The organism is Sphingobium sp. GW456-12-10-14-TSB1 (assembly GCF_059424385.1).
On record NZ_JBWKZI010000001.1, the window covers coordinates 19,209 to 38,601 of the forward strand.

A 19,393-nucleotide genomic window follows, 5' to 3' on the forward strand; every position below is an offset into this window, starting at 1 on the left:
ATGACTGACGCGGAACTCGCGGTCCATCTCGCCGAAACCGCCGGGCGCATCCTGCTGGAGGTGCGCGCCAGCGGGCTTTTCAGCCCCAAGGCGCTGGGCAAGGCAGGTGACCAGACCGCCAACCAGTTCCTGTGCCACGCCCTGCGCGAGGTGAGGCCTGAGGACGGCCTGTTGTCCGAAGAGGAAAAGGACAATGCGGATCGGCTGAGCCAGTCGCGTGTCTGGATCGTCGATCCGGTCGACGGCACCCGCGAATATGGCGAAGCGCGCGCCGACTGGGCGGTGCATGTGGGTCTGGCGATCGACGGCAAGCCCGCGATCGGCGCGGTCGCGCTGCCGGGGCTGGATGGCGGCGCCGTCATTCGCACCGACCAGCCGCGCGTGGTGCCGCCCGCCCCTGCGCAACTGCGCATGGTGGTCAGCCGCACCCGCCCCGCCGCCGAAGCGGTGGCAGTTGCGGAGAAACTGGGTGCGGAGCTGGTGCCGATGGGCAGCGCCGGGGCGAAGGCCATGGCGATCATCCTGGGGCAGGCGGACATCTACCTGCATTCGGGCGGGCAATATGAATGGGACAGCATGGCCCCGGCCGCCGTCGCGCTTGCCCACGGCCTGCATGCCAGCCGCATCGACGGCAGCCCGCTGATCTACAACCAGCGCGACGTCTACATGCCCGACCTGCTGATCTGCCGTAAGGAACATGCGGAACAGGTCTTGGCTCTGGTGGCGCAGGTGCAGGGGGCGGGCTGAGCGGACCATGTTGTTCCCCCTCCCGCAGGCGGGAGGGGGCTAGGGGGTGGGCCAGCGCAGCGCAGCGATGGCCCACCCCGCTGCGACTAGGGCCTGCTACGCAGCCCCAAGTCTCGCTGCCCCTCCCGTCTACGGGAGGGGATGACGTCAGTCATCCACCCCAGCCGCCACCTTCTCCGCCGCTTCCATCACTCGCAGCACATTGCCGCCGACCAGCTTGGCCACCTCCGCGTCGCTCCACCCGCGCCGCATCAGTTCGGTCAGCAATGCGGGATAGGTCTCGACCCCGCCCAGGCCTTCGGGCAAATCACCCACGCCGTCGAAGTCGCTGCCGATGCCGACATGGTCGTGTCCAGCGATCTTGACGATATGCTCGATATGATCGGCCACCTGTCCGATCGTCGCTACCGGCTCCGGGTGTGCCGCTTCCCATGCCGCCAGCGCCTTTTCCGCGCCCTTGGGATCGCCGATATACAGCCCGCCAAAGGGCGGCGCATTATAGCGGGCAATCTCCGCGCTGCGGTCCGCGCCCCAGACGCGGCGGGCTTCGGACACATATTGCGCGGCGAAATTGACCATCACGACCCCGCCATTGGCAGCAACCTGCGTCAGCACCGCGTCCGATACATTGCGCGGCGTGTCGCACAGCGCGCGGGCGTTGGAGTGGGAAAAGATGACTGGCGCCTTCGTCACCCGCAATGCGTCCAGCATCGTTGCCTCGCTGACATGGCTCAGATCCACCAGCATGCCCAGGCGATTGAGTTCGCGCACCACATCCTCGCCGAACGGGGTCAGCCCGTCATGCTTCGGGTTGTCGGTCGCGCTGTCGGCCCAGTCGATCGTGCGACTATGGGTCAGCGTCAGATAGGCCGCGCCCAGCCCGCGATAGGCGCGCAGTACCGCCAGGCTGCCGTCGATCTGCCCGCCGCCTTCGACCCCGATCAACGACCCGATCCGCCCGGCCTTGTGCGCGGCACGCATCTGCGCTGCGGTCGTCACCAGCGCAAAGTCGCGCGGATAGCGTTCGGCCAGACTGTGCACCATACCGATCTGGTCCAGCGTATCCTTGACTTGGCGGTCCTGCGGCAGGTCCGCCGATACCCAGACCGACCAGAACTGCCCGCCAACGCCGCCAGCTTTCAGCCGCTTGATGTCGGTATGATATTGCTTCGGATCGAGTTGCGTCAGGTCCATCGTCCAGCGCGCGTCCTTCGCCTTTTCCGCCAGGGCTTCGGGCCAGTCATTATGGCCGTCGATCAGCGGCGTGGCTTTGAGGACGCGGGCGATCCGCGCCGCATAGGGATCGGGCGCGGCCTGCGCGGGCAGGGCGGCGAGCAGCAGCGGCAGCGCCGCAAGACGAAGGCATTTCATGGGGGCGAGGGTAGGCCTGCGTTTCCCCAAGTCAATCGCCGGCTTGTTATCCGAAGAATGTCCGTCCGGTGCGCTGGCGTTGCGCCGGGGCGGTGAAGATCGCGCCCGCCGATACGCGGCTGCCGCGCACCACCAGCAGCACCTGATCCTGCGCCTCCAGTCGCACTTCCTCACCGGGATGCTGGATGCTCTTGCCATTGGCATGGTCGATCTGGACGATAAAGAATGCACCCCGACCGCGTCGTTCCGCCTCTCCCACGGTCACGCCGGTCATCGCGCCCTTGTCCGGGACGACGACCATTTCCAGTTCCAGCCCGAATTCGTGCAGGCCGCGCTTCATCTGCCCCATTTCGGTCGAATCGGCGATGAACCCGGCGGTCGATGGATAGAGGATCATCTCGGCGATCCGCTCCGCGCCGATATGGGTGGGCAGCACGACCTTGTCCGCGCCTGCGTGCAGCAACTTGCTTTCCGTGGTCGGCGCCTCGCCCCGCGCAATGATCTCCAGGTCCGGATTGATGTTGCGGGCGGACAGGGTGATGAACACATTGGCGGCGTCATCGGGCAGGACGGTGGCCAATATCTTTGCCCGGTCGATGCGGACGGCGCGCAGCGCGCTTTCCTCCGTCGCCTCGCCGCGATGGCACAGATAGCCCAGCGTCTGCGCCTCGGCGATCTTGCCACCGTCGCGCTCCAATATGACAAAGGGCGTGCCCGCCGCGTGCAGTTCCTTGGCCAGTTGCACGCCGATCCGGCCAAAGCCGCAAATCACCACATGGCCATTCAGCCGTTCGATCAAAGTCTGCATGCGATCCAGTCCCAGCAATCGGCGTAGTTGAATGGCCGCGAACATCTGCACCAGCGCGCCGGTCAGCACGATCATGCCGGTGCAGCCCAGCACCATCGTGGCGATCGTCACGACGCGCAGATAGGGTGTGGCGATCGGCCGGACTTCGCCATAACCCACTGAAAATATGGTCAAAGTTACCATGTAGGCGGCGTCCGCGATCGGCCATCCCGCCGCGACATAGGCCGACACCGCCGCAACAAAGACGATGGCGACGAAGATCAGCGTCCCCACCAGCAACCGCGCCGGTGAGGCAAAGAGGCTGGCGGCGTCGCTGCCCGTCCGTTCCTGTGCCATCGATTCCGCTCCCCCCGAAGCCGACAATGTGGTGGCGCTTTTGCGCGATCCTGTCGAGTCCGGTGATGACCGCATGGACGGATGCCGTTAGAGGGGAAGGCGATGACGATCGACCCGCTGCTCCTGCTGCAAGCCTATGCCATCGGCGTATTCCCCATGTCCGACGATCGGGAGGCAGAGGAAGTTTATTGGGTGGAACCCAAGCGCCGGGCGATCCTGCCGCTCGATGCTTTTCATATGTCGCACTCGCTGTCGAAAACGCTCCGTCGCGACCAGTTTCGCGTCACGGCCAATCGCAATTTCGCCGGGATTGTGGCACTATGCGCGCAGGCCGCGCCGGATCGGCCATCGACCTGGATCAATGGTCCGATCGAACAATCCTACCGCCAACTCCACGCGCACGGCTTTGCCCATTCCATCGAGGTGTGGGAGGGGGAGGAACTGGTCGGCGGGCTGTACGGGGTATCGCTGGGCCGCGCCTTCTTCGGCGAATCGATGGTGTCGCGTCGCACCGATGCCTCAAAGGTCGCGCTGGCCTGGCTGGTTGCGCGGCTGCGCTTTGCGGGCTTTACCCTGCTCGACTGCCAGTTCATGACCGAACATCTCCGCTCACTCGGCGCGGCGGAGATTGCCCAGCGTGATTATCTTCAGTTGCTGGGGGCGGCAGTCGGTGGCGTGCCGCTGGGGGCGGGATCGGGCGTGCTGTCGGCAGGCGCGGGTGTCGCTGCGGAACTGGCGTTCGCGCCGCTGGCACGGGATGCGGTGACTGGTTCGCCCTTGCCGCCGATCTTGACCGATGCGGGGCCGCTTTCGGGCCATGCCATCGCGCAGCTTCTGACCCACACATCATAGACCGGGTGCTGCACGACGTTACGGTCGGGTCGTTCGCGAAACAGCCAGCCGGAAAAATTGCGCCGCCATTTGCCGTCCGCGCTGCTGCGCACGTCCAACTGCACGAAAGCGCCGGTTTCCTGGACATTTTCCCATGGCGCGCTGGTTTCGCAGGCCTGAAGCCGCACGATCGCATCGCCCACGCGCAAGGCTTCGCCCGGCTTCATCGTCAGGTCGCGGGTCAGTCCGTTGCGCTTGTTGAGCAGGCCGATCACGGCCACCCGGTCTGCCATCGGCGTGCCGGGCAGGGTGGCGGCGTTGCTCGACTGGATCGGCGACCCCTGTACCTTGACCGGTCCGGTCTGGTTGGTGGTGGGCACGTCATTGCCGCCACAGGCGGACAGCGCCAACAGGGGGGCGCCAAGCAGGATCGGCAGGCAAGCCCCCGCCGGACGGCGGATCATGATGCGTCGGGGCTCCATGCCTCATAATCGCCGGTCGCCTTCTGGCGCAGGCCGCCCTTTTCCATCGCGCCGGACGGGCGATAGGCAAGCGCGGTGCCGGTGGCGTTGGGCGTGAATTCCCGTTCCCAGATGCGCGGCGGCGGCAGGAAGCTTTCGGGCGTCCCTTCGATCGAATGATGCAGCCAGCCGTGCCATTCGGCCGGAACCCGGCTCGCGTCATTCGTGCCGTTATAGATTACCCAGCGGCGCGGCACGCCATGGACGTCGCTGCCGCCTTCATAATAGACATTGCCCTGAATATCCTCGCCCACCTTCTGACCCTTGCGAGCGGTGAACAGCGAGGTGCCGATGGTCGCGCCATCCCACCAGGTGAAGATCTTGCCGAGGATTCCCATGGCTCACGCGCTTAGCCGCTGCGACGGGGGATTGGCAAGGCGTTTTGGGAGTGTGATGATGCCCATGAGGGGCAATGCGGCTGCAAAAAATTTACTTGTTCGCCGGGGCGTGACGATCATCCGGGGCAGAAATTCAATTCCGTCCGCAGTTTTTCCGTCGGCACGGCGCAGCCGCCCCATTGCACGACGTCGCCTTCCTTGATGCCCAGCTCTGCCGCGCGCCCACCGCCTATTTCCAGCACAGCGGCCACAGGAACGCCTGCCGACACCGGCTCGCGCGAATAGGGGACGCTGTCGGCGCCGATGAAGGCGATCGTCCCATCGGTGCGGATGAAGAGCATGTCGAGCGGGATCAGCGCATTCTTCATCCAGAAACTTGCCGTGCGTGGCGGGTCCATGGGGAACAGCATCCCCCCATTATCCGCCAGTTCCTTGCGGAACATCAGCCCCGCTTCCTGCTGCTGCGGCGTCGCGGCAACTTCGACGGCGAAGCGCCGTGCGCCGTTCCTGCTCTGGATCACAAGCGGCAACAGCGCAGTTGAAGGCGCAGCGCTGGCAGCCTCATTGTCGACCATATTGCCGCCTGCCGAATTGCCGCCTGCCGACGGGGGCTGGCTGGAACAGGCCGTGAGCATGGCAAGAGCGATCAGGGCGGGAAAGCGCGTCATTGCGTCTGCCTAATGCGATTTGCGTGGCGAGGGGAGGGGGTTAACCTTCATTCCTCCGCTTCCGGCACTTGCCCGGGCGCGGCATCGACCCAGCGCCGGGCAACCGCATAGCTATGGCCCGCGCGCAGAAAGGCGGCGATCGCCTTTTCCCGCTGCTTGGGGTCGGGCGCTGCGCTGGCATAGGGGCCGATCCGTTTGCGCCGGGCATAGCGTTCCGCCGCGATCCAGCGTTCCGCATCCACCTGCGCATCGGCATCCGCGCGGTCGGCCGGGGCGATGCCCGCGGCGCGCAGGCTTTCGTCGATCCGGCGCGCGCCATAGCCCCGGCGACCCAGCGCCGCGCTCTTCATCACCGCATATTGGCTGTCATCGACATAGCCGAGGCCTGCCAGCCGATCGACCAGGGCGGGCAGGTCAGCCGGATGCTCGCCGCCCCAGCCGCATTCCCTGATCTTGCGTTGCAGATAGGCAAGCAGCTTGCCCCGGCTGGTCGCGAACCGGCTGACATAACGCAGCGCGGCGTCGCGCAGGCTGTCTTCGTCAAGCGGTGGGCGGGGGCGTTTGCTGGTCATATTGCGCCTTCATGCGCCGGCCGCCATCTTTATGCCACAGTCGGGCCGGAATTTCACCGTGCCTTATGCGCTAAAAGGGCGGACTGGAATCTAATATCCGGTGCATGTCGCGGTCAAAGATGATAGCGGCCGCGCCGATCACATAATTTATGACATTGGGTGAAACCAATATGACGGGTTCGCAAGAGATGATGGCACCGACGCCGACCACTGATGTTCTGCCGCGCCGTTTCTCGGACTTCGAGACGCTGGGCGAGGCGCTCGACTATGCGGCGCAGGGTGTGCGCGGCCTCAATTTCCATGATGCCCGCGGCAATCTGGCGCGGCCCTATCCGTTCAGCGAGTTGCGCAGCGACGCGATCGCCTGCGCCCATCGGCTGATCGCGCATGGCGTCAAGCCGCAGGACCGGGTCGCCCTGGTTGCGGAAACCGGCGTCGATTTCGCCCAACTCTTCTTCGGCATCATCTATGCGGGCGCCTGGCCGGTGCCATTGCCGCTGCCGACCAGCTTTGGCGGCAAGGAAAGTTATATCGACCAGCTTAATGTCCAGCTTTCCAGCTGCGACCCGATGCTGTTCCTGTTCCCCGCAGAACTGGCCGAGATGGCGGGTGAATCGGGCCGTCAGAAGGCGGTCGAGAGCATCGCATTTGAAGATTTCATCGCCCGCGATGCCGTTCCGGCCGACCTGCCCAGGGCGCAGGCGCAGGACATCGCCTATCTGCAATATTCGAGCGGATCGACCCGCTTCCCCCATGGCGTCGCCGTGACGCATCATGCGCTGCTCAGCAATCTGGCAGCGCATAGCCATGGCATGGAAGTGCAGGACAGCGATCGCTGCATCAGCTGGCTGCCTTGGTATCATGACATGGGGCTGGTCGGCTGCTTCCTGTCCGTCGTCGCCAACCAGGTGTCGACCGATTATATGAAGACCGAGGATTTTGCCCGCCGCCCGCTGGCCTGGCTGGACCTCATCAGCCGCAATGAAGGCACCTCGATCAGCTATTCGCCAACCTTCGGCTACGATATTTGCGCCCGTCGCATGTCCAGCCAGACCAAGGCGCAGGATCGGTTCGACCTGTCCCGCTGGCGGCTGGCCGGCAATGGCGCGGACATGATCCGTCCTGACGTGATGCAGAGCTTCGTCGACGCCTTTGCCGATGCTGGCTTTTCGCCCAACGCCTTCCTGCCAAGCTACGGCCTGGCCGAAGCGACGCTGGCCGTCACCATCATGCCGCCGGGCGAAGGAATCATCGTCGAACTGGTCGAGGAAACCGACCTGTCGGGCGGCGACGCGACCGAAGGCCGCCCACAGCGCTTCCGCTCGATCGTCAATTGCGGCAAGCCCGCGCGCGGCATGACCGTGGAAATCCGCGATGAGGATGGCGGCCCGCTGAACGAACGCCAGATCGGCAAGGTGTGGACCACTGGCCCGTCGCTGATGGTCGGCTATTTCCGGGATCAGGCCGCGACCGATGCCTGCATGGCTGACGGCTGGCTCGACACCGGCGACATGGGCTATCTGAGCGACGGCTATCTCTACATTGTCGGCCGCGCCAAGGACATGATCATCATCAACGGCAAGAATCACTGGCCGCAGGATATTGAATGGGCGGTCGAGCAGCTGCCGGGCTTCAAGCAGGGCGACATCGCCGCCTTCGCCATCACCACGCCGGGCGGGGAAGAAGCACCCGCGGTGCTGGTTCATTGCCGCACCTCCGACAATGACGAACGGTCCCGCCTGCGCGACCAGATTCGCGAACGGGTCCGCGCGATCACCGGCATGAACTGTGTCGTCGAACTGGTGCCGCCGCGCACCCTGCCACGCACCAGTTCGGGGAAATTGAGCCGGTCCAAGGCGCGCAACCTCTATCTGACCGGTGAGATACGCCCTTACGACATCGCGGCCTGAGGCTGATCGTCGCGCGATCGGCGGGCTTACCAAATCATAACGCATCGCTGCTATCGCGGGATCGTGGGCAGCAATTCGAACCATATCGTCGAGCCGGACCATCAGGAACGCGCATCGCTGCGCGCGATGACGGGCCTGTGCCAGGTCAGTGACGATGTCGGAACGCGGGTGCTCGAAGCGCAATTGCGCACGGCAGACAGCGTCGCCTTGTTGCGGCAGGTGATGAACCTGTGCGGCCTGGTGTTCATCTGGCAGGTTTTTACCCACTGCTGTTCGCCGGTCATGCTGGGGCTCTGGAGCGCCGGGTTGATCGGCTGCACCCTGGTTGGCGTGCTGATGGACCGCGCCCGGCGCAACGCGAACAATAGTGGCCTGACGAGCCGCGATCTGCGTCGGCATGGACTTGGCGCATTGTTGCAGGGCATCATATGGGCCGCCTGCATGATGCTTGTCTCTCAATCGGGGGAGACCGAGGAACTGGTGGCGCTGTGGACGCTGATCAGTTGCATCATGGTGTGTGGCGCGATCAGCTATGCCGCGACGCCATTGTCTGCCGCCGCCTTCCTCTTGCCCTGCATCGCCGGCCTGTTCGGCATGTTCCACGATGGCGGCCAGTTGCCGCTGCGCGCGCTGGCGACCAGCTATGCGCTGTCGCTGCTGATCGGTTGTGTCATCTATGCCCGCACCTTCGCGCGTCAGCATAGCACCAGCGTGCAATTGGAGGAAAAGAGCGAGGTCGTCAGCCTGTTGCTGCGCGAATATGAAGGCGGTGGGTCCGACTGGTTATGGCAGACCGATTCACTGCGCCGTATCAGCAGCGTGTCGACGCGCTTTGCCGAAACCATGGGACTGGACCCAGCCCAGCTGGAGGGCGAACCCCTTGTCCAGATATTGGCGGGCAGCAGTTGGGAAAGCGGCCGTTTCGCCGCTGGACTGCATAGTCTGGCCGATCATCTCAAGCGGCGCGAAAGTTTCAGCAACCTGGTTCTTCCGGTCGAGGTGAAGGGCGAAACCCGCTGGTGGGAATTGTCCGCTTCGCCCCGCCATGATGAAAACGGGCTTTTTCTGGGCTTTCGCGGGGTTGCGTCGGACGTCACGGCGCAGCGTGAATCGGCGGACAAGATCGCCAGGCTGGCGCGCTTCGATCCGCTCACCGGCCTGCCCAATCGCAGCCATCTGCGCGAAGCGCTGGACAAGGCAATGGCGGCAACCCGTGGACGAACGCCGGGCTGTGGCTTCCTGATGATCGATCTGGACCGGTTCAAGGCGATCAACGACACGCTGGGGCACCAGACCGGCGACAAGCTGCTGAGCCAGGTCGCGCGCCGTCTGCGGCAAATCTGCTCTGGCCCGGAATTTTGTGGGCGTATCGGCGGCGACGAATTTGGCGTGGTCATTCCGACCGTCTCTGACAGTCACCGCATCGAACAGCTTTCCTCCGCCATCATCAGCGCGCTGTCGGCGCCCTATCAGGTCGATCAGCATATGCTCTATGTGGGCGCATCGGTCGGCTCGGCGATGTCGCCGATGGACGGGGGAGAATCGGAATCGCTGATCCGCAGCGCGGACCTGGCGCTCTATCGCGCGAAGGATGAGGGCGGCGGGCTGCATTGCGCCTATGAGCCCCAATTGCATGCCAAGGCGGAAGAAAGGCGGCTGCTCGAACTGGCCCTGCGCGAGGCGCTGGCCAAGGACCAGCTTCACGTCCTCTATCAGCCGGTGGTGGATGCGACGAGCGGCCGCGTGTTGGGGTTTGAGGCGCTGGTGCGCTGGACCCACCCGGAAATGGGGCCGATTTCGCCGGCCAAATTCGTGCCCGTCGCCGAAGAAGCCCGGCTGATCGCACCCATCGGCGAATGGGTGCTGCGCACCGCCTGCATGGAAGCGATGCGCTGGCCCGACGATGTGCGGATTGCCGTCAACGTGTCGGCAGAACAATTGACCAACCCCAGTTTCGTATCTGCGGTCGTGTCCGCATTGGCGCAGAGCGGGCTGGAAGCACGGCGGCTGGAACTGGAAGTCACCGAAAGCGTGTTCATGAACGAGGATGCTGGCGCGCTGCGGGTGCTCGACCAGTTGCTCGGCCTTGGCATCCAGCTTTCGCTCGATGATTTCGGCACCGGCTATTCATCGCTCGGCTATCTCAGCCGCACCCGTTTCAACACGATCAAGATCGACCGCAGCTTCGTGGTCGGCGCGTCGAAAAACACGCCTGAAAGCCTGGCGATCATCCGTGCCGTCGTGACGCTGGCCGACAGTCTGGGCATGACGACCACGGCTGAAGGTGTGGAAACCGAGGTCGAGCTGGAGATGGTGCGGCAACTGGGCTGCAAAAAGGTGCAGGGCTATTATTTCGGCCGCCCGATGGCCGCGCAGGACGCCATTGGCCTTTTTCCGCCGCCCCAGGAGCGGGCGCGGGCCTAATTGCCCTGCAATTGGCGCTCGACCATGGTCCAGAGCGCGGCAAAATCCTTCGCAGGGGCCGATGCCGGGGCAAAGGCGCCCAGCGGCTTGCGGCGTACGGTCATCTGCTCGATCGCGCTGGCCATCGGGATGGCGGGCCAGTCGGGCTGTTCGTCCAGCGCCTTGCGATGCAATGTCCGGCGGCGATCCACCATCGAATAGACCGGCAGGATCGGCGCATGGCTGCCGCCCCGCTGCACCAGATAGCGGGCCACTTCGCCCATCGCGCGCTGCGACAAGGGGGAGGGGATTACGGGAATGACAATGATGTTTGCGGCGCGCAGCACCTGCTCGCTGGTTTCGGTCAGGCCCGGCGGACAATCGAGGATGATGCGGTCATAATCCTTCCCCAGGCTTTCGATCAGCTTGGACAGCCGCTTCTTCTTGTCCATTTCGCGGAACAGATGGTCCAGGCTGCGCAATGACGTGTCGGCGGCGATCAGGTCCAGCCCCGGCACTGTCGACGGCTGGATCAGCTTGCGGACTTCGACATCCTTGCTGAATATCGCCTGCGCGGCGTCCCGGCTCTTGCTATCGGTGGAAATCAGCCAGCTCGATGCCGCCTGCGGGTCCAGATCCCACAGCAATGTCCGCCGTTTGGAAATGGTCGCCGACGCCCAGGCGAGATTGATCGCAAAGGTGGTTTTGCCCACCCCGCCCTTCAGGCTGTAAACGGCGATAGTCGCCAATGCCGGTTCCTTTGCCATGGGGGGAAGCTACGGCTTCCGCCCGCCAAAGCAAGCCCTCAATCACGGCAATGTTACGCCATGGTGACGTTACAGGACGTCGCGCGCCTTTTCCGGCGGACGGGCGATCACTGCGCCCTTGTCGGTCATGACGATTGCGCGCTCGATCAGGATCGGATGCGCGGCCATGGCATCGAGGATCGCGGCATCGTCGCTGGTGTCGAGGGCGATTTCCTTGACGACGCTCTCACCCTTGCGCAGCGCATCGCGCGGGGTCAGTCCGGCCTTGGTCAGAACGGCCGCGATCTCGGCCCGACTGGGCGGGGTCTTGAGATATTCCACGACCGTCACGTCGACGCCGGGCGTTTCCTGCAGGATCGCCAGCGCCGCGCGCGACTTGGAACAGCGGAGATTATGCCAGATTGTGGCCTTCATCCCTGGCCGTCCCGCGCCAGTTGGCAGGCTAGTTCAGGGGAAAGCATCCCCCGGATGCTTTCCTTATCCCTCACGAGCCAGCCAATCTTCCAGCCATTTGATCGTATAGTCGCCGTTCAGGAACTGCGGGTCCTCCAGCAGCGCCTGATGCAACGGGATCGTGGTTTTCATCCCCTCGATCACATATTCCTGCAAGGCGCGTTTCAGCCGCATGATGCAGCCTTCGCGGGTGCGGCCATAGACGATCAGCTTGCCGATCATGCTGTCATAATAAGGCGGCACCTTATAGCCCTGATACAGGCCGCTATCGACGCGGACATGCATCCCGCCGGGGACATGATAGCGGGTCACGGTGCCGGGCGAGGGCGCGAAGGTGCGGGGGTCTTCGGCATTGATCCGGCATTCGATCGCATGGCCGGTAAAGCGCAGATCCTCCTGCGCCACGGACAGCGGCTTGCCTTCGGCGATGCGGATCTGTTCGCGGACCAGATCGACGCCGGTGATCATTTCGGTCACCGGATGTTCGACCTGAAGCCGGGTGTTCATTTCGATGAAGTAGAATTCGCCGTCTTCCCAAAGGAATTCGATCGTGCCTGCGCCGCGATAGCCCATATCGGCCATCGCCTTTGCGCAGACGCCACCGATCCGCTCGCGGTCGGCCTGGCTCAGGATCGGGGAGGGCGCTTCTTCCAGCACCTTCTGGTGGCGGCGCTGGAGCGAACAATCGCGTTCGCCCAGATGGATGGCGTTGCCATTGCCGTCGCCGAACACCTGAATTTCGATGTGGCGCGGATTGCCCAGATATTTTTCGAGATAGACGGTCGCGTCGCCAAAGGCCGCTTTCGCTTCCGACCCGGCCTGCTGCATCAGCGTTTCCAGCTCATCGGGCGAGGTGCAGACTTTCATGCCGCGACCGCCGCCGCCCGATGCTGCCTTGATGATGACCGGATAGCCGGCCTTCTCCGCGATCGCCTTGGCCTCCTCAAGGTCGCTGATTGCGCCGTCGGAACCGGGAACGAGCGGCAGGCCCAGCGCACCGGCGGTCCGCTTCGCCTCGATCTTGTCGCCCATGGTGCGGATATGTTCGGGCTTTGGCCCCACAAAGGCAATGCCATGGGCCTCGACGATTTCGGCGAATTTGGCGTTTTCGCTCAAAAAGCCATAGCCCGGATGGATCGCGTCCGCGCCTGATATTTCGGCGGCCGAAATGATCGCCGCGATGTTCAGGTAACTGTCGCGTGCGGCGGGCGGCCCGATGCAGATCGCTTCGTCGGCCAGCCGCACATGCATGGCGTCGGCGTCGGCGGTCGAATGGACGGCGACCGTCTTGATCCCCATTTCGTGGCAGGCACGGTGAATACGCAGCGCGATCTCGCCGCGGTTGGCGATCAACAGCTTTTCGATGGTCATGGGCTGCGCGGCCTTATTCGATGACGATCAGCGGCTGGTCATATTCGACCGGCTGACCATTATCGACCAGTACCGCCTTGATCGTGCCGGACGACGGCGCGGGAATGGCGTTCATCACCTTCATCGCTTCCACGATCAGGATGGTTTCGCCGGCGGCGACCTGTGCGCCGACCCGTGCGAACGGGGCAGCGCCCGGTTCTGCCGACAGATAGGCGGTGCCGACGATCGGCGACCGGACCATGGTTCCGGCGGGCGCCGCCAATTCAGCGGCGGACGCGGCCACGGGGGCGGCAGTCGGCGCAGCCTGGGCGGCGGGGGCCGGGGCGAAGGATGGCGCATAGATGGGCGCGCCGCCGCCAGCCTTGCGGGCGACGCGGATCTTGCGATCGCCATCCTCGACCTCGATCTCGGTCAGGTGGGTATCGTCGAGCAGCGCGGCCAATTCGCGCACCAGCGCGACATCCACCTGCATTGCGCCCTTTTCCTGCTTGTCGTTCATGGTTGACCCTTATTTCGTATCTAAGCCTGATAATTGCGGCCAGCGCCTATGCCGATTTGCGCCAAAGCGCAACTTTGTAGCGTCGACCCGAAGCAGTGCAACGGCTGTTACAGTTCCAGCGCGGCTTCCAGCGCCAGCATGTAGGACATTGGACCAAATCCCGCGACCGTGCCCTTCGCCGCCATGCCGACATAGCTCTTGTGGCGGAATGGCTCGCGCTTGTGCGGATTGGACAGATGCACTTCGATCACCGGCACGGTGATGCCCTTGATCGCGTCATGCAGGGCGACCGACGTGTGGGTCAGTCCGCCGGGATTCAGGATGACCGCATGGGCGCCTTCGCCATGGGCCTCCTGCAACCAGTCGATCAGATGGCCTTCATGGTTGGACTGGCGAAAATCAATGACGACATGGGCGCGGGTGGCGGCATCCTCCATCCGTTCCGCAATATCGTCCAGCGTGTCATAGCCATATATTTCCGGCTCCCGCGTTCCCAGCATGTTGAGATTGGGGCCGTTCAGCACATAGATTTTGCGCGTATCCGCCACGACGATCCCCCTTGGTTGTTGCGAGCAGGGGACAAGCGCCCCTATATGTGGCCAAGACCTTTAGCCTTTCGTGTCGCGCCAAGTCGAGACACGTTTCCATCTTGCAGGAACGGGACCGCATATTGTGAGCGTCGACGGCACTATTTCCATCCATATCAATGGCGAACATCGCCGCGTGCGCGACGGGCTGACCCTGGCCGAACTGGCAAGTGAGCTGGGTTTCGTGCCGGAAAAGGTCGCGGTCGAACGCAATCTGGAGGTCGTGCCGCGCTCTACGCTGGCGCAGGTCATGGTCGAGGATGGCGACGAGCTGGAAATCGTGCATTTTGTTGGCGGTGGCGACGTCGCTTCGGTCGCCGACGATAGTTGGAGCGTGGCTGGCCAGACCTTCCGGTCGCGCCTGATCGTCGGCACGGGCAAATATAAGAATTTCGAGCAGAATGCGGCGGCGGTCGCGGCATCAGGCGCGGAGATCGTCACCGTCGCCGTGCGCCGGGTGAACGTGTCGGATCCCAAGGCGCCGATGCTGACCGACTATATCGATCCAAAGGTCATCACCTATCTGCCCAACACGGCGGGCTGCTTTACCGGCGAGGAAGCGATCCGCACGCTGCGGCTGGCGCGGGAAGCGGGCGGCTGGGAGCTGGTGAAGCTGGAAGTGCTGGGCGAGGCGCGTACGCTTTATCCCGATATGGTCGAAACGCTGCGCGCGACCGAGATATTGGCCAAGGAAGGCTTCAAGCCGATGGTCTATTGCGTCGACGACCCGATCGCAGCCAAGCGACTGGAGGATGTGGGCGCGGTGGCGATCATGCCGCTGGGCGCGCCGATCGGTTCGGGCCTCGGCATCCAGAACCGGGTCACCATCCGCCTGATCGTCGAGGGCACCAAGCTGCCCGTGCTCGTCGATGCAGGCGTGGGCACGGCGTCCGAAGCGGCGCAGGCGATGGAACTGGGCTGCACCGGCGTCCTGATGAACACCGCGATCGCCGAAGCGAAAGACCCGGTGCTGATGGCCGCCGCGATGAAGGCAGGCGTGGAGGCGGGGCGCATGGCCTATCGCGCCGGGCGCATGGGCAAGCGCATGTATGCCGATCCGTCCAGTCCCCTGGCCGGGCTTATCTGACGTGTCTTTCGCTTGTGCAGCAAATTGACCGCCGCCTATCTTGTCGCCTATGGGCTGGGGCAGTTGAGGAGGAAATAAGCGATGGTGAACAAGCTATACCCCGATGCCGCGTCCGCGCTGGACGGGCTTCTCTTCGACGGCATGCACCTGTGCGCGGGCGGTTTTGGCCTGTGCGGCATTCCCGAACGGCTGATTGATGCGATCCGCGATTCGGGGGTGAAGGATCTGACCATCGCGTCCAACAATGCCGGTATCGATGGCGAGGGGCTGGGCAAGCTGCTGCGCACCCGGCAGGTCAAGAAAATGATCTCTTCCTATGTCGGCGAGAATAAGGAATTTGAACGCCAGTATCTGGCGGGTGAACTGGAAGTCGAATTCTGCCCGCAAGGGACGCTGGCCGAACGCTGCCGCGCCGGCGGGGCAGGCATCCCCGGTTTCTACACCAAGACCGGCGTCGGCACGGCCGTGGCCGAGGGCAAGGAAGTCAAGAGCTTCGACGGGCAGGATTATATACTGGAGCGGGGCATTTTCGCCGACGTTGCGATCGTCAAGGGCTGGAAGGCTGACGAGAGCGGCAACCTGATCTTCCGCAAGACCGCGCGCAACTTCAACCAGCCGATGGCGACTGCCGCGAAAATCTGCATTGCAGAGGTCGAGGAAGTGGTGCCGACCGGCAGCCTGGACCCGGACGCGATCCACCTGCCCGGCATTTACGTCAAGCGCATGATCGTGGGCGCGCCCTATGACAAGAAGATCGAGTTCCGCACGGTAAGGCAGCGGGCGGCGGCGTGATGCGTCGCCTGACCGGCGCGCTGGCGGCGGCGGCCGCGTTGTTGGCGGGCGCGCCAGCCACGGCGCAGACGCGCCCCGACAGCGACCAGCCCTGGCGCGAGTTCCAGTGGCTCTATGGTTCGGCGGAAGGGGCGGCGACCAGCCGGCAGGCGTTCAACGCGCTGCGTGCTTTTGCGGTGATACAGGCGGAACGCTGGCGCATGGGCGAGCCGGTGGTGCAGCGGGTGCTGGCGCCCGGCGCGACGCTCGACCGGCCTGCCTTCGAAAGCTGCGGCGACAAGAAGCCCGCCGTCGTGTTCGATATTGACGAGACTCTGCTGTTGAACACCGGCGCTGAATATTGGGCGGCGGCCAAGCAGCAAAGCTATGAACAGTCGCGGGCTTTCGACAAGGATGCCTGGGCCAAGTGGGAAAAGGACGGCGCGAAGCTGGTCGATCCGGTGCCCGGCGCGGTCGAGGCGGTCGATACGCTGCGCAAGGCGGATATTGCCGTGATCTTCAACAGCAATCGCAGCGCCTCCAGCATGCAGGAAACCGCCGAAGCGCTGGCCCATGCCGGGCTGGGCGTGGCGGAGCCGGGGAAGACGTTGTTCCTGGACAGTGCTGGCGATGGCAAGAAGGACGGGCGCCGCGCCACGATCGCCGAGACATGGTGCGTCGTGGCGATGGCTGGCGACCAGCTCGGCGATTTCAGCGACCTGTTCAACGTGAAGGAAAATGGCCGCCTGCCCGTGGTGAAACGGCGGCAGGCCATGGGATCGCCCATGCTGGCGCGGATGTGGGGGCAGGGATGGTTCCTGTTGCCCAACCCCGTCTATGGCAAGGGCGCCGAAGGCGATTTTAACGAGATTTTCCCCAAGAACCGGTGGAAGCCCCATTAAGCAGAGGAGGCCATATAGTGCCCTGGACACGTGATGAAATGGCCGCGCGCGCGGCAAAGGAATTGCAGGACGGCTTCTATGTGAACCTGGGCATCGGCATTCCGACGCTGGTCGCCAACCATATTCCCGAAGGCGTGGAAGTGACGCTGCAATCGGAAAACGGGATGCTGGGGATCGGTCCCTTTCCCTATGAGGGCGAGGAGGATGCCGACCTTATCAACGCGGGCAAGCAGACGATCAGCGAACTGCCGCAGACCGCCTATTTCAGTTCGGCCGACAGTTTCGCGATGATCCGCGGCGGGCATATCGACCTGACCGTGCTTGGCGCGATGGAAGTGGCGGAAAATGGCGACATCGCCAACTGGATGATCCCCGGCAAGATGATCAAGGGCATGGGCGGCGCGATGGATCTGGTCGCGGGCGTCAAGAAGATCATCGTCGTGATGGAGCACACCAGCAAGAATGGCGATCCCAAGTTCATCCCGGCCTGCACCCTGCCGCTGACCGGCAAGAATGTGGTCGACATGATCATCACCGACCTGTGCGTGTTCCAGCGTCCCGACCATGACAGCCCGTTCACACTGGTCGAAATGGCGCCGGGCGTCACGGCGGAAGAAGTCGCCGCCAAGACCACCGCGCACTATCTGGTCTGACAGCGTCATGAGCCTCGATGGTACTTATGATGAGGGCAATGTCTTTGCCCTCATCCTTGCGGGCAAAATCCCTTCGGTCCCCCTGTATGAGGATGCCCATACGTTCTGCTTTCTGGACATTCAGCCCCAGTCGAAGGGCCATGCGCTGGTCATTTCCAAATGGTCGAAGGCGCGCAACATATTGGAGATTGAGGAGGACGCGCTGGCGCAGGTGATGGCGACGACCCGCAAGGTCGCGACCGCCATCCGGGCCGCGCTCAACCCCGACGGCCTGCACATCGCGCAGTTCAACGGATCGGCGGCGGGGCAGACGGTGTTTCATCTGCATGTCCATATCGTGCCGCGCTGGGCAGGGCAGGCGACCGGCTTCGTCGCCCATGGACAAGGCCAGTTTGCTGACGCCGATGCGCTCCAAGCGCTGGCGCAAGAGATACGCGCGCACCTCTGATGCGTTTCCATCGCTTTGCGGGGCAGACGCCCCTTTGTGTTGGCGGACGCTGACATGGTCCTGCGTCCCTTCAATGTGCCCGGTGCCCGGCTGGCTTTGCGTACCAAGCGGGCCAGTCCGCTGTTCCAGGGGCGGCGGGGCGAGGGCGAGGTTGTCCTCGACCTGTCGCGCCTGCTGTCGCGTTCCTTCCACCCCGCGCCGACCGGGATCGACCGGGTGGAATATGTCTACGCCCGCGAACTGCTGGAGCGGATTCCAGACCGGCTGTCCTTTGCAGCGGTTCATCCGGCGGGCGGCTATTATGGTCGGCTCAACAGCGCGGCGGTGCGGCAATTTCTGGCCTTTACGGCGGCCAAATGGCGCAACGCCGGGGCAGCTGATGCGCGCGAGGGGCGGGCGGCGATCGTGCGGCACATGTTCGCGCTGCGTCCGCGCCCGGTGCCACGCGCAACCGGGCCCCGCCTCTATTTGCAGGTGTCGCCACACCATCTGGACAATGCCGATCAGGTCGGCGCGATCCTGCGCGCGGAGGGCGCGAAATTCGTGACGCTGGTGCATGATGTGATCCCGCTCAGCCATCCCGAATATGCCCGGCCACAGGGGGCGGATGAACATCGGCGGCGGGTGCATACGATCGATCGCTTTGCCAGCGGCATCATCGGCAATAGCCAGGCGACGATCGACGCGCTGGCGCCGCATATGGCCAGCGGGCTGGCCGGGCGCGTGGTCCGTGTCGCCCATTTCGGCGCGGACGCGGTGGACATATTTGGCGGTCGTGGCGAATCGCTGCCTGACCGCCCGTATTTCGTCTATATTTCGACCATCGAGCCGCGCAAGAATCACCTGCTCCTGCTCACCATCTGGCGGCGGCTGGTCGAGCAACTGGGCGATGCAGCCCCGGTGCTGGTGCTGATCGGACGGCGCGGCTGGGAGAATGAGAATGTCGTCGATCTGCTCGATCGCGCCGAAGCGTTGCGCGGCCATGTGATCGAGGCGGGCGAGGTGTCCGACACGCGGATGCAGGCGCTGGTCGCCAACGCGCGCGCGATGCTGATGCCTTCCTTCGCCGAAGGGTTCGGGATGCCGGTGGTGGAGGCGCTGGCCGCTGGCGTTCCGGTGATATGCAGCGACATCATGGCTCATCGCGAAGTGGGCGGCGACGCGCCCGACTATCTCGATCCGCTGGACGGGCTGGGCTGGATGAAGGCGATCTTGAACTATAGTCAGCCCGATTCGCCCGATCGCGCGGCGCAGATCGCACGGCTCTCGGTCTGGCGCGCGCCGACCTGGCGGGACTATTTCGATATCGTCATCGATTTGCTGGAAGATGTGACAAGTTCTGTTTCTTGA

General features: G+C 64.1%; 20 protein-coding genes and 1 pseudogene. 10 read left to right on the forward strand and 11 right to left on the reverse strand.

The genetic code is table 11. The features are described 5' to 3' along the window. A complete protein-coding gene (locus tag AC07X9_RS00090; protein WP_276324373.1) occupies positions 1-747 on the forward strand; it encodes a 3'(2'),5'-bisphosphate nucleotidase CysQ in 747 nt (248 codons plus the stop codon). A gap of 147 nt (positions 748-894) precedes the next feature. On the opposite strand, the gene AC07X9_RS00095 is transcribed toward AC07X9_RS00090, so the two are convergent. Next, a complete protein-coding gene (locus AC07X9_RS00095; protein ID WP_017181012.1) occupies positions 895-2,118 on the reverse strand; it encodes a dipeptidase in 1,224 nt (407 codons plus the stop codon). A gap of 46 nt (positions 2,119-2,164) precedes the next feature. Next, positions 2,165-3,262, reverse strand: a complete 1,098-nt coding sequence (locus tag AC07X9_RS00100) for a potassium channel family protein (protein WP_017181013.1) — start codon at positions 3,260-3,262, stop codon at positions 2,165-2,167. 102 nt (positions 3,263-3,364) lie between these two features. Between AC07X9_RS00100 and aat the strand changes: the two genes are divergently transcribed. After that, positions 3,365-4,114: a leucyl/phenylalanyl-tRNA--protein transferase gene (gene aat, locus AC07X9_RS00105; protein ID WP_017181014.1), complete on the forward strand. Its 750-nt coding sequence runs from the start codon at positions 3,365-3,367 to the stop codon at positions 4,112-4,114. 35 nt (positions 4,115-4,149) lie between these two features. Here the strand turns inward: aat and AC07X9_RS00110 are convergent. The 4 genes and pseudogenes from AC07X9_RS00110 to AC07X9_RS00125 all read right to left on the reverse strand — a co-directional run. Continuing rightward, a pseudogene (locus AC07X9_RS00110) lies at positions 4,150-4,575 on the reverse strand (DUF2155 domain-containing protein); the annotation flags it as partial. Next, on the reverse strand, positions 4,554-4,952 hold the full coding sequence (locus AC07X9_RS00115; RefSeq protein WP_017181015.1) for an NADH:ubiquinone oxidoreductase subunit NDUFA12: 399 nt from the start codon (positions 4,950-4,952) through the stop codon (positions 4,554-4,556). The gene AC07X9_RS00115 and the pseudogene AC07X9_RS00110, both read right to left, overlap by 22 nt. A 116-nt stretch (positions 4,953-5,068) precedes the next feature. Next, entirely contained in the window at positions 5,069-5,620 is a 552-nt protein-coding gene (locus tag AC07X9_RS00120) for a DUF192 domain-containing protein (RefSeq protein WP_017181016.1), read from the reverse strand. A gap of 47 nt (positions 5,621-5,667) precedes the next feature. Then, positions 5,668-6,192: a regulatory protein RecX gene (locus tag AC07X9_RS00125; protein WP_017181017.1), complete on the reverse strand. Its 525-nt coding sequence runs from the start codon at positions 6,190-6,192 to the stop codon at positions 5,668-5,670. A gap of 149 nt (positions 6,193-6,341) precedes the next feature. Between AC07X9_RS00125 and AC07X9_RS00130 the strand changes: the two genes are divergently transcribed. Both AC07X9_RS00130 and AC07X9_RS00135 read left to right on the forward strand, forming a co-directional pair. Then, the gene (locus AC07X9_RS00130) at positions 6,342-8,102 is read left to right on the forward strand and encodes a fatty acyl-AMP ligase (RefSeq protein WP_017181018.1); all 1,761 of its coding nucleotides are present in this window, start codon (positions 6,342-6,344) and stop codon (positions 8,100-8,102) included. 63 nt (positions 8,103-8,165) lie between these two features. Then, positions 8,166-10,526, forward strand: a complete 2,361-nt coding sequence (locus AC07X9_RS00135) for a putative bifunctional diguanylate cyclase/phosphodiesterase (protein WP_017181019.1) — start codon at positions 8,166-8,168, stop codon at positions 10,524-10,526. On the opposite strand, the gene AC07X9_RS00140 is transcribed toward AC07X9_RS00135, so the two are convergent. From AC07X9_RS00140 to aroQ, 5 genes are all read right to left on the reverse strand, one after another. Continuing rightward, entirely contained in the window at positions 10,523-11,272 is a 750-nt protein-coding gene (locus tag AC07X9_RS00140) for a ParA family protein (RefSeq protein ID WP_017181020.1), read from the reverse strand. The genes AC07X9_RS00135 and AC07X9_RS00140 overlap by 4 nt on opposite strands. Before the next feature lie 69 nt (positions 11,273-11,341). Then, on the reverse strand, positions 11,342-11,686 hold the full coding sequence (gene arsC, locus AC07X9_RS00145; RefSeq protein ID WP_086485405.1) for an arsenate reductase (glutaredoxin): 345 nt from the start codon (positions 11,684-11,686) through the stop codon (positions 11,342-11,344). Between the two features lie 63 nt (positions 11,687-11,749). Beyond that, positions 11,750-13,096 (reverse strand): acetyl-CoA carboxylase biotin carboxylase subunit, encoded by a 1,347-nt coding sequence (gene accC / locus AC07X9_RS00150; protein WP_017181022.1) that lies wholly within the window; start codon positions 13,094-13,096, stop codon positions 11,750-11,752. A gap of 13 nt (positions 13,097-13,109) precedes the next feature. After that, complete coding sequence (gene accB, locus AC07X9_RS00155; RefSeq protein ID WP_017181023.1) at positions 13,110-13,595, reverse strand: acetyl-CoA carboxylase biotin carboxyl carrier protein; 486 nt, start codon at positions 13,593-13,595, stop codon at positions 13,110-13,112. A 107-nt stretch (positions 13,596-13,702) separates the two neighbouring features. Then, positions 13,703-14,143: a type II 3-dehydroquinate dehydratase gene (gene aroQ, locus AC07X9_RS00160; protein WP_017181024.1), complete on the reverse strand. Its 441-nt coding sequence runs from the start codon at positions 14,141-14,143 to the stop codon at positions 13,703-13,705. 124 nt (positions 14,144-14,267) lie between these two features. Here aroQ and thiS point away from each other — a divergent pair, with 124 nt between their 5' ends. The 6 genes from thiS (at position 14,268) to AC07X9_RS00190 (ending at position 19,393) form a co-directional block, all read left to right on the forward strand. Continuing rightward, positions 14,268-15,269: a sulfur carrier protein ThiS gene (gene thiS / locus AC07X9_RS00165; RefSeq protein WP_017181025.1), complete on the forward strand. Its 1,002-nt coding sequence runs from the start codon at positions 14,268-14,270 to the stop codon at positions 15,267-15,269. Between the two features lie 81 nt (positions 15,270-15,350). Then, positions 15,351-16,061: a CoA transferase subunit A gene (locus AC07X9_RS00170; RefSeq protein ID WP_017181026.1), complete on the forward strand. Its 711-nt coding sequence runs from the start codon at positions 15,351-15,353 to the stop codon at positions 16,059-16,061. Beyond that, the gene (locus AC07X9_RS00175) at positions 16,061-16,942 is read left to right on the forward strand and encodes an HAD family acid phosphatase (RefSeq protein WP_017181027.1); all 882 of its coding nucleotides are present in this window, start codon (positions 16,061-16,063) and stop codon (positions 16,940-16,942) included. The genes AC07X9_RS00170 and AC07X9_RS00175 overlap by 1 nt, the downstream gene beginning before the upstream one ends. 17 nt (positions 16,943-16,959) lie before the next feature. After that, complete coding sequence (locus tag AC07X9_RS00180) at positions 16,960-17,595, forward strand: CoA transferase subunit B (RefSeq protein WP_026002045.1); 636 nt, start codon at positions 16,960-16,962, stop codon at positions 17,593-17,595. A gap of 7 nt (positions 17,596-17,602) precedes the next feature. Further along, complete coding sequence (locus tag AC07X9_RS00185) at positions 17,603-18,043, forward strand: HIT family protein (RefSeq protein ID WP_017181029.1); 441 nt, start codon at positions 17,603-17,605, stop codon at positions 18,041-18,043. 54 nt (positions 18,044-18,097) lie between these two features. After that, the gene (locus AC07X9_RS00190; protein ID WP_017181030.1) at positions 18,098-19,393 is read left to right on the forward strand and encodes a glycosyltransferase family 4 protein; all 1,296 of its coding nucleotides are present in this window, start codon (positions 18,098-18,100) and stop codon (positions 19,391-19,393) included.